This window comes from Pseudomonas sp. M5A4_2d (assembly GCF_053345295.1).
In genome coordinates, this window is sequence record NZ_JBKEZW010000001.1 from 1,318,495 (window position 1) to 1,332,633 (window position 14,139).

Sequence of the window (14,139 nt, forward strand, 5' to 3'; positions counted from 1 at the left end):
GATTGTAGTCAATACCCCTCATGATCGCCTAAGCATCAATCTACCATCACCCATAGGGAGCACTAAAATTCGACTTTTTCAGTGATGTTCAGGGCATTACAGGCTGTACGACTGCTGGTTGTGACACGTTATTTGTTGAAGCCGGCTTGTGCATATACCGATGCTCGATAAACACGTAAGACGCGGTAGCAATGATTGATGACAGGCTCAGTGTTGCGCCCGCAAGGAGCGCAAAGCTTACGATCGATAGGGAACCAACATCGATAAAATAATGCTGGGTGATACCGAAGACAAGGGACAGGATCATGCAGTGGAGCAAGTAAAAGCTGTAGCTCACGCTCCCCATGGCAACCAACGTACGTGCCGTCAATATCGCTGGGCGTGAAATGGTTAGCCCCACAAATAGCACCGACACGCAGATCCACTGCTCCAGGCCGTAAACCGCCTTTTCTCCTGCGCGATAGAAGATAAAAGCGACGGCAGCCAGTGCTATCAGTCCCGCAGCCACACGCAAATTAATACTAAATTTCTTAGTTGCTATTAACGAGCAAAAAGCGCCAGGAATAAAAAATGACCACGTGCTTGCATTGCTAAAGCATAGATCTGAAACAGCAAACGCTGTAATCAGTGCAAATGTAAGGTTTCTATTTTTCCTGGCGGCAATATAGAGAAGAGGAAGCACAAGATAGAAACGCCACTCTACCGCCAGCGTCCAGGCTACCCCTATCAACTTTACAAGATCAAACCCGTTTACAGTAGGTATCGGCAACAACCCGAAAGCATAGATACCGGGAAGGGATCTAACAATAGCTCCCATGTCCTGAGTAATCGGCCATGAAAACCAAGCAGCAACCATTAACGCAACAGTGACTGCCACAAGATAAGCCGGAACAATCCTGCGAACGCGCTTTGTAAAGAAGTCAGTCCAGTCAATCGGTTTATTGGAAAGAATTTTTCCAGTGAACAGCAATCCTGTTATACAGAAGAAAATCTGTACACCCAAAGCGCCAAAAAGGATTGGGGCCGACGCGCCGTCAGCCGAAATGTAGAAAACCTTTGGCATGATCACCAGGCTGCCCAAGATAAACGGGGCATGGTTCAAAGCCACACAAGCGGCAGCCACACCGCGCAATCCGTCAATCCACTTTGTGTTGGCGTGGCCTTCTGGAACGAGCGATGTCACTCGCCTCGACAGGAAAAACATCGGTAGGAAAACGAAAGGAAAAATAAACAGCATGAGCATCCAGACTTCTGGAGCATGCATTACTAATAATGCGTCCATTGCAATCATCCTTGATTTTGGCGGCACATTAACATGCCCCCAACCAAGCAGATAGTACTTCTTTAAAAGAACACTCGCGCCAGGGGCTTAATTTTGTCAAATTATCCCATTGACAATCATTGAAGCCCCGCATATCCGACATCATCTTTTAAACAGGTGGCTGCCGCACTAATAAACCAAGTTGGTGACGCAAGAACCCTGTCTGTTTTCAAGCATGCCCATTGCGCCGATAGTTGAACGCGCCGATAAGCGGATGAAGCAGGGTGAACGGCTGAAGGCTATGGCGCCGACACACACGCAAAGCGAAGTTCCCTTGGCGCCGGGAAAAACGAGCAAAACGCTCAACTTTGTGGCTGCGCCGTGTTGCTTTACTTTCAAGTGTTTGAATCACGGCGGATACAACGGGATGCAGCGAAAAAAGGAGCTGGAAGTGCGAGACGCGAAATTCGCGGAAGGCATTGAGGCCTTCAAGGAACCGGGTGTCGGCCGCCCAGATGGAACGATTGGATAGCAACGCGAAACGCCAGAAGAGCGCTGGATGAGAATGCGCAAATAGGCTGAACCCCACATCCAGCAGGTGACGCCATGATCTCAGTAGCGCCCTTTTACTCGCAATTAAACAGACCTTTGCCCTGCCATAATGCCGCCGCTTGCACCCTCCTGCAGGCATCTCTATCACGTGCCTGCATATTGTCGATACTTGGATTTCCGGTTTTTTCGGACTCACGCCTGACAGGAGTACCAGGGTGGTTAAGCGCCTCTTGCCCCTCGATGTGTAATTCACGGGGCACCGGCTTCGCCTCTGGGGGCGATGCCGGTTTAGGCAGCTCATTGATGGCCGCACCAAAGCGCTGGAGTAACGGGCCATCTGGCAATTCATCAGCTACAACCATGGTCGATATGACCAACGTCAACAATGCCGTGCTGTATCCCTTAAACGCTTTCAACCTCTGCCCCTTTGAGCGAACTGAACAAGTAGCCCGAGCTCAACATTCGCCGCACTCGACCAAGAAAAAAAGCTGCCCGCCTGGCGGCCTGGCACCGGGTGATCTTTCGTGCGCCCTGCGCGGACGGGCAGCAGATTCTGAGCGAAACGTTTCAGCCCTGCACTTACTGAACTGTTATTGAACTGTAAATCCGCCCTTCCAAGGCCGCCGCTATAGCGGCAAGAGCAGGTATGGCCATACCTCTACATCGCGCTGCTCAAGGCACACGTCGGGTGCTACAAAATTTTCACCCCGACCTCACAACGCCACTCCTACGACGCGCTTATGCAAGCGAGGCTTGTCAGTTGAACATCAGGCCTACCGCAAGCTGAGCCATTGAAGCGCGTCCTCAACCGATTGGCCGGCGCCACCGGGCGACACGTTGTGCCCCAACTCGGGATAGAGCCGATATTCGAATGCCTGGCCCTTGGCGCTCATTGCGTCCAGCCGTTCCATCGCCAGGAACGCCGGGGTTTGCAGGTCCCTGCCCCCCAATAACCAGAGCCCCGGAATCGAAACCCTGGCAAGCGAGTCGCGGGGGTCGGTGTCGGCAAACGGGTAGCGGTCAGGGTCTTGCGCGATATGTTTACGTACGTCGGTTTCGCTGTGGTTATTCCAGAAGTCCGCTTTGCCCTGCGTCAGGAACTGAAACCGCAGTTGCTCACGTGTCGTGAGCAGGGGCCCGCTGAACAACACCATGAAACGCACGCCGGGGTTGTGTTCTGCTGCGATGGGAATGATCCAGCCAGCCTGGCTGAAGCCGACCAGCCCAATCGGTAACCGACTGGCCGCCAGCGTGCTGGATAAGGCCGCAACGGCGGCGTTCGCATCACCCGCCAACACCGTCAGGTTGGACGCATCAAGGTTGTTGGTGCCGACCTCCGGGCCCGCATAAACGCCACCGGATTGCCCGACACCGCGCTTGTCATAGGTCAACACTGCGATCCCCCGCCCGGCCAACAGCGTCGCGAAGTTTGTCATGCGCTTTTCCTGGCCAGAACCGTGCACCAGCACGACGCCAGCCTTAGGATGCTCGGGCAAGAAGGCTGTGCCGGCCAGTGAAATACCCGCACTGGTGAAGGTAATGTCCTGTGTTGCAAAACCTGCAGGCTCAGCCAGCGTCAAACGGGGCAACAGTACACACAGTCCCAACAAAACACCTATGTATCGAAGCATGATTCAATCCTGGAAAGGGTACAGCCGAGTAGCGTTGGCGCCACTTTGCCAGCACCCAATTGCGATCTCGTGACGGAAGCTGTTCGTAAACGCCCCTCCTCCAGGATTAAAAGCCTATAACTGTTGTGCCATCGCACAGCCGTGCAAACACCCACCTATCGGAGAATCACGATGAACCCGACCAAGACCGCGCTGGTTTTAATTGAGTTCCAGAACGATTTCACCACCCCAGGCGGAGTCTTTCACGACGCCGTCAAAGACGTCATGCACCAAACCGACATGCTGGCGAACACCGCGGCCACCCTCCAACAGGCACGCAAGCTGGGCGTGAAGATCATTCACATGCCGATCCAATTTGCCGAGGGCTACCCCGAGCTGACGAACCGCTCCTACGGGATTCTCAGAGGCGTGGCAGACGGCAGCGCCTTTCGCGCGGGCAGCTGGGGCGCCGAGATCAGCGACGCGCTGAAGTGTGAACCTGCCGATATCGTGGTAGAGGGCAAACGCGGGCTGGACGCTTTTGCCACCACCGGCCTGGACCTGGTATTGCGTAACAATGGCATCCAGAACCTGGTTGTCGCGGGCTTTCTGACTAACTGCTGTGTCGAAGGCACGGTTCGATCAGGTTATGAAAAGGGTTACGACGTCGTCACCTTGACCGACTGCACCGCGACCTTCAGTCAGGAGCACCAACACGCCGCCGAGAACTTCACCCTACCGATGTTTTCGCAGACGCTGAAACACACCCAGTTTCTGCAAGCGTTGAACGCTGTGCAGTCCTGAAATAGGTTTACACCTGTTGCGCCCCAACGCCCGATGCAGCGCATCGGGCGTTGGGGCGTTCATCGACGAGTCAATAAGCGCCTTCGGGGCCCCTAAAGCATCGGTGAATGGCTGACCACCCGCAGCGCCAGGCCTTCGTAGGCATCCAGCGTGATGGTGAAATCACCCTCGGCGGTGAGATCGCCTTCAACCCGCTCATTGATGATGTCCACCACGGGCCCCGGCGCGATGTCCGGCAAATGCAGGGTTTCAGTGATCGGTGTGGCGCCGAAGTTAAGCGCAGTGATTTGCGTGCCCTTCCCTGCCGGCAGCTCGTGAACCATGATCAGCAACCCCGGATGCTCGACATCCGGCACCAGAATCTGGCGGCTGGCGGCGATACCGTAGGCATTGCGCACCGCGAGGATCTTCTGCAGCTGTGAGGCAAATGACTCCGGGTCCTGCAATTGGCTGTTGAGGCTGCCATACAAGGTTTTAGAGCGCGGCATTTGCCCTGCGGACAGCTCGGCATCCGGGTTCAAGTCCACCAGGTCATAGGCACCTCGATGGATCCAGCGGGTGTCCCCATCGCCCATCAAGTGCGCAACCTCATCGGCCGCCAACGGCAACGCCCCCACCAAATCCCAGCCGGACAAGGCAAACACCCCGGGCTGCATGGCGTTGTACATCACCAACAGCAAATGGATCTGCCGGATCTGCTGGACATCGGCCGGTGTAATCGCCTCCAGGTCACGAATGCCAAGGGCGGCGGTGATAATGCTCGCGGTGGTGCAAGACACACCATTGGTGACGAACTTGAGGTTATAGGGCGCATGGTCGCCGGCGAGGCGCTCATACATCTGCTCGCGAATATGCTCGCGCAGGATATTGCCGGGGAAGGTCTGGCCTTGATAGAGGTAGCTGTCGTGGGCGTGCAAGGTCCAGAAGTGCACCAGTTCCAGGGTCAACTCATCATGATTCTGCAAGGCATGGATGAGCGAACCGGGGTCGATCCCCTGGCTGTGCATCTCACGCAACATCAGGCGCAGAAACTCGGTGTCGCCCATCAGCAACGCATGCTGATAAGCCGGCCGGGTGATGAAGTCATAGGAAAGATCGGCGCCGCCATGGGACATGGCCGCAATATCGTCCACGGTGAGGTTCAGCTCTTGAAAGCTGAACCCACCCGCCTTCCGGATCGCCCCGCCCAATAGCTGGTTGCCGGTGATGGACAGCGGATGGCTCTCCGACCAGGCGGTGCCATCCAACTTGCGCTCCACGCCGAGGAAACCGTTGGCGTCGAGGCGCAGGATCTTGGCGCCCATCACATCAATCGCATGCAGGGCGTCGCCGATGATCATCTGCTGCGCCGCAAACGACGGGTCCAGCCAGTTCAGCGACGGTTGGCCTTCCTTGAAGTAATGCAGGTAAACCCAGCGACGCGGCTTGCCATCCACGCCCATAACCACTGGTGTTGCGCTCCAGTCGGTTTCCTTTACGCCGGGCTCGAAGAAGATCACCCGCTGCAACTGGCCGACGATGTAATGCTTGTCGCGCAGCGCATCCACTTGCAGCGGGCTGAGGTTCTGCGCATCACGGCCCTCGGCTACTTCGGGTAGCAGCGGCCAGTCCTCTTCGCGGATTTCCACCATGTGGTACAGGCCGGGATAGTCCTCATACGCCATCTCGGCCAGGCGAAAATCGGCGCCCTTGCCGGTATGGGAAGGAATCACGTCGTCAATGATCACCGCATTGTGCGCGGCGGCCATGCGCGTCAACGCCTGCAACTGTGCCTCGGTGCCCAGTTGCGGGTCGATGTCAAAACTGATGCGGTCGAAATTACCGTCGATGGTCGGGGTATGCCGTGTGCCGGAAAGCCCGCCGGATTTTTTCAGCGGGCCATTGTGAATGCCCTGGATGCCGATCTTCGACAACGCATGCCACAGGCTTTCATCCCCAAGCGCCTCAAGCACCGTGCCATGCTCACGGGTCACAATCGACGCCGGGTACGCGGTAAACCACACCGACGACAAGGCGGTGGCATCACGGGGCCGAGTATGCGCATACGGCTGCTGCCACAACCGCCCCTGGCCCGAATAGAGCTTGGCCCGTTGGCGCGCCGCGTTGAGCATCGATTGTTGCACCAGCCAGTTCACATGATCGTTGTCAGCCGCCGTCATAAGCCCAATACCTGTGTTCGTGAAAAGGTTACTCGTAAGCATAGGAGGGGCGACGGGGGCGATTCGTTGCATCGCAATGCGCGCAACTACTCCAGCTGGCGATATTGCCGTGGCGTAAACCCGGTCAACGCCTTGAACTGGCGGGTGAATGCACTGTGGTCGGTGTACCCGCAGTGCAACGCCACGTCGGTGATGGGCATGTCGGTGTGCAGTAACCGATGCGCATGCTCCAGACGCACTTTTTGGATCATCTGCCGTGGCGTCAGGTGGAACACGCGTTTGCAATAGCGTTCCAGCTGCGCCACGGAAATCCCGGCGATTCGCGTCAGTTCGCCAAGGGTGACGCGCCGGTTGAAATGCTGGCGGATGTGCTCATCCACAGCGGCCAGACGCTGGTACGCCGGGTGCGTTTCACTGGCGGACTGGAGGTCAACCGAAATACCGGCCAGGCCGATGATCTGCCCGACATGGTTATACAGCGGCCATTTATGGGTCAGGCACCAGCCCGGTTCACGGCTGCCGTAGAGATGCAGTTCAAGCTGATCTTCAAGCACGAACCCCTGCTCCAGCACGCGCCGGTCCTGCTCGGTGTAACCCGGCCCCAGCTGTGCGGGGAACACCTCGGCGCTGGTCTTGCCGAGCAACGGTTGCAGCTGTTTGAGGCCACAGCGTTGCACCAGGGTACGGTTGGCGAGCAGGTAGCGGGCGTCGATGTCCTTGATGAAAATCGCGGCATTGGGGATCACGTCCAGCAGGGGCAATAGCTGCGCCGCTCCGGCCAATAGCTGTTCGATGCTGTGGGGGCGAGCCCCCTGGAAAAGGGCCGCAAATGCGCTCTGCACCATGGCTTTGATTGCTCATTTATTCGTCGACGCCAGGCAGATTGCGCCATCTGCGAGGCACTGTCGAGCACGGTAAATTGTGCTGAATTCGTCATCCATCACCGTGCAAAACATCAATCGCCGCCACGTTCATGGGTTCACGATAGCGCCACTGCATGCCTATCCAATAACTCACAAGAAGGCGCCGCCATGTCTGCTCAAGGCAAGTTCAAGAAACAACTTTCACTGATGGACCTCACCTTTATCGGGCTGGGCGCCATCTTTGGTTCGGGCTGGTTGTTCGCGGCCAGCCACGTGTCCGCGATCGCCGGGCCTGCCGGGATTATTTCCTGGTTGATCGGCGGTTTCGCCGTGCTGCTGCTAGGCATCGTGTATTGCGAACTCGGCGCCGCCCTGCCCCGTGCCGGTGGCGTAGTGCGTTACCCGGTGTACTCCCATGGCCCGCTGCTGGGCTACTTGATGGGTTTTATCACGCTGATCGCGTTCTCAAGCCTGGTGGCGATTGAAGTGGTCGCCTCGCGCCAATACGCCGCGGCCTGGTTTCCCGAGCTGACCAAGGTCGGCTCCAGCGACCCGACCACCCTGGGCTGGCTGGTGCAGTTCGCCCTGCTGTGCCTGTTCTTTATCCTCAACTACCGCAGCGTGAAGACCTTCGCCATCGCCAATAACCTGGTGAGCGTGTTCAAGTTCATCGTGCCGCTGCTGGTGATCGGCGTGCTGTTCACCTTCTTCAAACCGGCGAACTTTCAGGTACAGGGTTTTGCGCCGTTCGGCTTGTCGGGCATTGAAATGGCGGTGTCGGCCGGCGGGGTGATTTTTGCCTACCTGGGCCTGACGCCGATCATCTCGGTGGCCAGTGAAGTGAAGAACCCGCAACGCACCATTCCGATCGCGCTGATTCTGTCGGTGCTGCTGTCGACGGCCATTTATGTGCTGCTGCAAACCGCGTTCCTTGGGGGCGTGCCCACCGAGATGCTCGCCGACGGCTGGGCCGGCATCAGCAAGGAACTGGCGCTGCCGTATCGCGATATCGCCCTGGCCTTGGGCGTGGGTTGGCTGGCCTATCTGGTGGTGGCCGATGCAGTGATCTCCCCCAGCGGCTGCGGCAATATCTACATGAACGCCACCCCGCGCGTGGTGTATGGCTGGGCGCAGACCGGTACGTTCTTCAAGCTCTTCACGCGTATCGATGAAAAATCCGGCATCCCGCGCCCGGCGTTGTGGCTGACCTTTGGCCTGTCGGTGTTCTGGACCCTGCCGTTCCCGTCCTGGGAAGCACTGATTAATGTGGTGTCCGCAGCGCTGATCCTCAGTTACGCCGTCGCCCCCGTCACCGTGGCTGCGTTGCGCCGCAATGCACCGGGCATGGCGCGGCCGTTCCGGGTCAAGGGCATGGCGGTGCTGGGTCCGCTGTCGTTCATCATTGCGGCACTGATCGTCTACTGGTCGGGCTGGAGCACCGTGTCATGGCTGCTTGGCCTGCAAATCCTCATGTTTGGGGTGTACCTGCTGTGCGCGCGCTGGGTGCCGACTGCGCACCTGAACCTCAAGCAACAAGTGCGCTCGTCGGCATGGCTGATCGGCTTCTACGCGGTGACCATCCTGCTGTCCAAGCTCGGCAGTTTCGGCGGTATCGGGGTGATCAGCCACCCGTTTGACACGCTGGTGGTCGCGGTCTGCGCCTTGGGTATTTATTACTGGGGCGCCGCCACCGGCGTGCCTGCGCACCTCGTGCGCCTGGAACATGAAGACGACGAAAGCGAGGCCGTCAGCGAGCCTCACCACAACGCCTCCCTGTCCCCGGCCACAAACTGAATGGAGCGTCTTATGAAACGGCTGCACGTTATCGACTCCCACACCGGCGGCGAACCCACGCGCCTGGTCATGACCGGTTTTCCTGAGCTTACGGGCAGCACCATCGCCGCCAAGCTCGACAACCTGCGCACCGAGCACGATCAATGGCGGCGCGCCTGCCTGCTGGAACCGCGCGGCAATGACGTACTGGTCGGCGCGCTGTACTGCGAGCCGGTCACGCCGGGGGCTACGTGCGGGGTGATCTTTTTCAATAACGCCGGCTACCTCGGCATGTGCGGCCACGGCACCCTCGGCCTGGTCGCCTCCTTGCACCACCTGGGGCGCATCGAGCCTGGCGTGCACACCATCGACACGCCGGTCGGCCCCGTTGCAGCCACCTTGCACGAAGACGGCGCCGTGACCCTGCGCAATGTGCCCGCCTACCGCTATCGCCAGCAGGTGCCGGTAGACGTGCCTGGCCATGGGACGGTCTATGGCGATATCGCCTGGGGCGGCAACTGGTTTTTCCTGGTGTCGGAGCATGGCCAAACGCTGCAAATGGACAATGTCGACGCCCTCACCGACTACACCTGGGCGATGCTCAAGGCCCTGGAGACTCAAGGCATTCACGGGGCAGAGGGCGCGCTGATCGACCATATCGAGCTGTTCGCCGACGACGCCCATGCCGACAGCCGCAACTTTGTGATGTGCCCCGGCAAGGCCTACGACCGCTCGCCATGCGGCACCGGCACCAGCGCCAAACTCGCGTGCCTGGCCGCCGATGGAAAACTCGCCCCCGGCGCGCCGTGGGTACAAGCCAGCTTCACCGGCAGCCAATTCGAAGCCCGTTATGAATGGGATGGCGAGCGCATTCGCCCCTTCATCACCGGCCGCGCGTACATGACCGCCGACAGCACCCTGCTGATCGACGAGCAAGACCCTTTCGCCTGGGGCATCTGAGCCCCCGATCTATAGTCCAAGGAGTTAGAACAATGAGCGACAACATCTTCACCGGTTGCATCCCCGCGCTGATGACCCCGTGCACCGCCGAGCGCAAGCCGGACTTCGACGCTCTGGTTGCCAAGGGCCGCGAGCTGGTTGATATCGGCATGAGCGCCGTGGTGTATTGCGGTTCCATGGGTGATTGGCCGCTATTGACCGAAGCCGAGCGCCAGGAAGGTGTGGCCCGCCTGGTTGCCGCCGGTGTGCCGACCATCGTCGGCACCGGCGCGGTGAACAGCCGTGAGGCGGTGGCACACGCAGCCCATGCGGCCAACGTCGGTGCCCATGGCTTGATGGTGATCCCGCGTGTGCTGTCCCGTGGTGCGTCTGCAACGGCGCAAAAAGCGCACTTCTCGGCCATCCTCAAGGCCGCGCCCAACCTGCCGGCGGTGATCTACAACAGCCCGTACTACGGCTTCGCCACCCGCGCCGAGCTGTTTTTCGAACTGCGCCGCGAACACCCGAACCTGATCGGCTTCAAGGAATTCGGCGGCGCTGCCGACCTGCGCTACGCGGCGGAAAACATCACCTCCCAGGACGATAACGTGACCCTGATGGTCGGCGTCGACACCCAAGTGGTGCACGGTTTCGTCAACTGCAACGCCACCGGCGCTATCACTGGCATCGGCAACGCCTTGCCACGGGAAGTGCTGCAACTGGTTGCCCTGAGCAAGCAGGCAGCCAAAGGCGACGCCAAGGCCCGACGCCTGGCCCGTGAACTGGAAGCCGCGCTGGCCGTGCTGTCGTCCTTCGATGAAGGCTGCGATCTGGTGCTGTATTACAAGCACTTGATGGTGCTCAACGGTGACCAGGGCTACGCCCTGCACTTCAACCAAACCGACACGCTCAGCGATGCCCAGCGGCACTACGCCGAGAACCAGTACGCGCTGTTCCGCCAGTGGTACAGCAACTGGTCGGCTGAACAGAACATCGACTGATCGCTTCGCGCCGCTGTGGCGCCCACAGCGGCCAACCCCTTTTTACCAGGACGACCCCATGACTTTGACGGGCAAGATGCTGATCGGTCAGCGCGCAATTTCCGGCAATCGCGAAGCGATCCGGGCCATCAACCCCGCGACCGGCACGCCATTGGAACCTGCCTACGCCGGCGGCCATGGCGAGCACGTTGAGCAGGCGTGCGCGCTGGCGTGGGCGGCTTTCGACACTTACCGGGAAACCTCACTGGCGGATCGCGCCGCGTTTCTTGAAGCCATTGCGGACAATATTGAAGCCCTCGGCGATACGTTGATCGAACGCGCCGTGGCCGAAACCGGCCTGCCACGCCCACGCATTCAGGGCGAACGCGGCCGTACGTGCGGGCAGTTGCGAACCTTTTCCCGTACCGTGCGCGCCGGCGAATGGCTGGATGTGCGCGTGGACACCGCGCAGCCTGAACGGCAGCCACTGCCGCGTGCGGACCTTCGTCAACGGCATATACCGCTGGGGCCAGTGGCCGTGTTTGGCGCGAGTAATTTCCCGCTGGCGTTCTCGGTAGCGGGCGGAGATACCGCCTCCGCATTCGCGGCCGGTTGCCCGGTGATCGTCAAGGCCCACGGGGCTCATCCCGGCACCAGTGAGCTGGTCGGGCGCGCAGTGGCCAAGGCGGTCAAAGACTGTGGTCTGCCGGAAGGTGTGTTTTCGCTGCTGTACGGTTCAGGCCGCGAAGTGGGCATTGCGTTGGTCACCGACCCGCGTATCAAGGCCGTCGGCTTTACCGGCTCGCGCAGCGGCGGTATCGCGCTGACCCAGGCCGCACAGGCCCGGCCGGAGCCGATTCCGGTGTATGCGGAAATGAGCTCGATCAACCCGGTGTACCTGTTTCCTGCCGCCCTGGAGGCGCGCGCACAAAGCTTGGCTGAGGGCTTTGTGGCGTCGTTGACCCAAGGCGCCGGGCAGTTCTGTACGAATCCTGGTCTGGTGATAGCGATCGCCGGCGCGGCACTGGACCGCTTCGTGACCACCGTGAGCGAACGGCTCCCAGGCTGTGCGGCGCAGACCATGCTGACGCCCGGCATTTTCAGTGCCTACTCCGCCGGCGTGAGCGCACTGGCAGAACACGCCCAGATCGCCGCAAAAGGCTTGGCGGCCGAAGGTCCCAACCAAGGCCAGGCACAGGTGTTCATCACCCGGGCCGACGCGTTTTTAACCCAGGAACAGCTGCAAGCGGAAGTGTTCGGCGCGACCTCCCTGGTGGTGGTGTGCGCCAACGATGAGGAAGTACACCAGGTTTCCGAGCACCTGGAAGGCCAACTGACCGCCACGTTGCATCTGGATGAAGATGACCTTGCACGGGCCAAAGCTTTGCTCCCTGTTCTGGAGCGCAAGGCCGGTCGCCTGCTGGTCAACGGCTGGCCGACGGGCGTGGAAGTCTGCGACGCCATGGTTCATGGCGGCCCCTTCCCCGCGACGTCCGATTCACGCAGCACTTCGGTTGGCACGGCGGCGATCCTGCGATTCCTGCGCCCGGTGTGCTACCAGGATGTCCCGGACAGTTTGCTGCCGAGCGCCCTGCAACACGGCAACCCGCTGCTGTTGCGGCGGTTGCTCAATGGCCAGAGAGAGGCTTAGGCCATGCCTGACTCCAACTCAGCAGATATCGCGGTCATCGGCGCCGGCATCATTGGCGTCGCTTGCGCCCTGCAATTGGCGCGTCAAGGTCGGCGGGTAGTGGTCATCGACCCACAGGACCCCGGCATGGGCGCCTCCTACGGCAACGCCGGGCACCTGGCGACCGAGCAGGTTTTTCCGATTGCCGACGTGTCAATCCTCAAACGTCTGCCCGCCATGCTGATGGACCCTATGGGCCCATTGCGCCTGGACTGGAAATACCTGCCCCGCGCCCTGCCCTGGTTTGTGCGCCTGTTGCTGAACCTGCGTCCGGCGAACTATCGGCGCACGGTCGCGGGCATTCGCGCGCTGAATGAGGCCAGCCTGGGCGCGTGGCAACGCTTGCTGCACAGCATTGGCCGGGCACACCTGTTGCGCGAAGACGGCTCGTTATTGGTGTTTGAGCGCGCAGCGTCACGTGCCGCGATCGATGCGCTGCGCCAGCGCATGCAGCAACAAAATGTGCCGGTGGATGACTGGTCGGGTACAGCGGTGCGCAACGCGGCGCCGCAGTTGAGCGATGACATACAAGGCGGATTGTTCTTCCCCGGTACCGGACACTTTGTTGACCCGTACACGGTGGTGTGCGAACTGGTGAACGCCGCCCGGGCCAACGGTGTGCAATTTATCAAGCAGCACGTCCTGGATGGGCGGATGGAGTCAGAGGGTGTGTCGCTGCTGACCGAACAAGGCACGCTCACTGCGCGCCAGGTACTGATCGCCTGCGGCGCACACTCGGCTAAACTCACCGCGGCACTGACCGGCAAAAAAGTCCCGCTGGACACCGAGCGCGGCTATCACCTGATGCTGCCATTTGAACAACACCGCCTGCCCTTTGCCGTCACCTCGTTCGAACGCAAGTTCATCATGACGCCCATGGCCACAGGCTTACGCCTGGCAGGCACCGTCGAATTCGCCGGGCTCGATCGCCCGGCAAATATGCAACGCGCGTGGCAGTTGCACCGGCTGAGCAAGGGCTTGTTTCGCCACGACCTCAACGTGCAAGGCGCCACACCGTGGATGGGCTTTCGACCGTCGCTGCCTGACTCGCTGCCGATCATTGATCGAGTGTGCAATGGCAAGGTGTTGCTTGCGTTCGGACACCAGCATTTGGGCTTGACGCAGGCCGCGCTGACCGCGGAAATCGTGGTGCAGCTGGCAGCCTCAACGCCGTCGCTATCGGGCCTGCCAGGGCTTGAGTGCTTTCGCTTGGATCGCTTCCAGACAAACCTGCTGCGTGAAGTTTTTTAGTGACCGGCTGGGGATGCGGCCAATAAAGCATCGGCCGTGGCTTGAATTTCATCGCGCATCCACAGCGTTTCCAGCCAGCCTGCCGGGATACCTTGAACGCCATAGTAAGCGCCCGCCAACTGGCCGACGATGGCCGCCGTGGTATCCGCATCATCCCCCAGATTCGCGGCGGCGAGCACGGCAAGCGATCTGAAAGCGTTATAGACATCAGCACTCCTTGATAAACATACGTCCAAATAAAAAGCCAAGCGTGCTCA

At 59.9% G+C, this 14,139-nt stretch carries 12 protein-coding genes and 1 pseudogene; 7 read left to right on the forward strand and 6 right to left on the reverse strand.

Annotated elements, in window-relative coordinates; all coding sequences use genetic code 11:
- Positions 1-88 precede the first annotated feature (88 nt).
- Entirely contained in the window at positions 89-1,282 is a 1,194-nt protein-coding gene (locus ACLBW8_RS06080; RefSeq protein WP_447804879.1) for an acyltransferase family protein, read from the reverse strand.
- A gap of 253 nt (positions 1,283-1,535) precedes the next feature.
- On the opposite strand from ACLBW8_RS06080, the gene ACLBW8_RS06085 reads away from it, so the two are divergent.
- Entirely contained in the window at positions 1,536-1,793 is a 258-nt protein-coding gene (locus ACLBW8_RS06085) for a hypothetical protein (RefSeq protein WP_447804880.1), read from the forward strand.
- A gap of 94 nt (positions 1,794-1,887) precedes the next feature.
- On the opposite strand, the gene ACLBW8_RS06090 is transcribed toward ACLBW8_RS06085, so the two are convergent.
- Both ACLBW8_RS06090 and ACLBW8_RS06095 read right to left on the reverse strand, forming a co-directional pair.
- Positions 1,888-2,229, reverse strand: a complete 342-nt coding sequence (locus ACLBW8_RS06090) for a hypothetical protein (RefSeq protein WP_447804881.1) — start codon at positions 2,227-2,229, stop codon at positions 1,888-1,890.
- 357 nt (positions 2,230-2,586) lie between these two features.
- Positions 2,587-3,444 carry an alpha/beta hydrolase family protein gene (locus tag ACLBW8_RS06095; protein WP_447804882.1) on the reverse strand — a complete coding sequence of 286 codons (858 nt, stop codon included), beginning with the start codon at positions 3,442-3,444 and terminating at the stop codon, positions 2,587-2,589.
- A gap of 171 nt (positions 3,445-3,615) precedes the next feature.
- On the opposite strand from ACLBW8_RS06095, the gene ACLBW8_RS06100 reads away from it, so the two are divergent.
- Entirely contained in the window at positions 3,616-4,227 is a 612-nt protein-coding gene (locus ACLBW8_RS06100) for a cysteine hydrolase family protein (protein ID WP_447804883.1), read from the forward strand.
- A 92-nt stretch (positions 4,228-4,319) separates the two neighbouring features.
- Here the strand turns inward: ACLBW8_RS06100 and treS are convergent, their stop codons facing one another.
- Both treS and ACLBW8_RS06110 read right to left on the reverse strand, forming a co-directional pair.
- Positions 4,320-6,386 carry a maltose alpha-D-glucosyltransferase gene (gene treS, locus ACLBW8_RS06105; protein WP_447804884.1) on the reverse strand — a complete coding sequence of 689 codons (2,067 nt, stop codon included), beginning with the start codon at positions 6,384-6,386 and terminating at the stop codon, positions 4,320-4,322.
- A gap of 86 nt (positions 6,387-6,472) precedes the next feature.
- Complete coding sequence (locus tag ACLBW8_RS06110) at positions 6,473-7,231, reverse strand: helix-turn-helix domain-containing protein (RefSeq protein ID WP_447804885.1); 759 nt, start codon at positions 7,229-7,231, stop codon at positions 6,473-6,475.
- Between the two features lie 186 nt (positions 7,232-7,417).
- On the opposite strand from ACLBW8_RS06110, the gene ACLBW8_RS06115 reads away from it, so the two are divergent.
- The 5 genes from ACLBW8_RS06115 to ACLBW8_RS06135 are packed head-to-tail and all read left to right on the forward strand — an operon-like array spanning position 7,418 to position 13,882.
- Positions 7,418-9,043: an APC family permease gene (locus ACLBW8_RS06115; protein ID WP_447804886.1), complete on the forward strand. Its 1,626-nt coding sequence runs from the start codon at positions 7,418-7,420 to the stop codon at positions 9,041-9,043.
- A 12-nt stretch (positions 9,044-9,055) separates the two neighbouring features.
- On the forward strand, positions 9,056-9,982 hold the full coding sequence (locus ACLBW8_RS06120) for a 4-hydroxyproline epimerase (protein ID WP_447804887.1): 927 nt from the start codon (positions 9,056-9,058) through the stop codon (positions 9,980-9,982).
- Positions 9,983-10,014: 32 nt separating this feature from the next.
- Positions 10,015-10,962, forward strand: a complete 948-nt coding sequence (locus ACLBW8_RS06125) for a dihydrodipicolinate synthase family protein (protein WP_447804888.1) — start codon at positions 10,015-10,017, stop codon at positions 10,960-10,962.
- Positions 10,963-11,020: 58 nt separating this feature from the next.
- Entirely contained in the window at positions 11,021-12,592 is a 1,572-nt protein-coding gene (locus ACLBW8_RS06130; RefSeq protein WP_447804889.1) for an aldehyde dehydrogenase (NADP(+)), read from the forward strand.
- Positions 12,593-12,595: 3 nt separating this feature from the next.
- A complete protein-coding gene (locus ACLBW8_RS06135) occupies positions 12,596-13,882 on the forward strand; it encodes an NAD(P)/FAD-dependent oxidoreductase (RefSeq protein ID WP_447804890.1) in 1,287 nt (428 codons plus the stop codon).
- On the opposite strand, the pseudogene ACLBW8_RS06140 reads toward ACLBW8_RS06135, so the two are convergent.
- A pseudogene (locus ACLBW8_RS06140) lies at positions 13,879-14,064 on the reverse strand (ADP-ribosylglycohydrolase family protein); the annotation flags it as partial. The gene ACLBW8_RS06135 and the pseudogene ACLBW8_RS06140 overlap by 4 nt on opposite strands.
- Between the last annotated feature and the right edge of the window lie 75 nt (positions 14,065-14,139).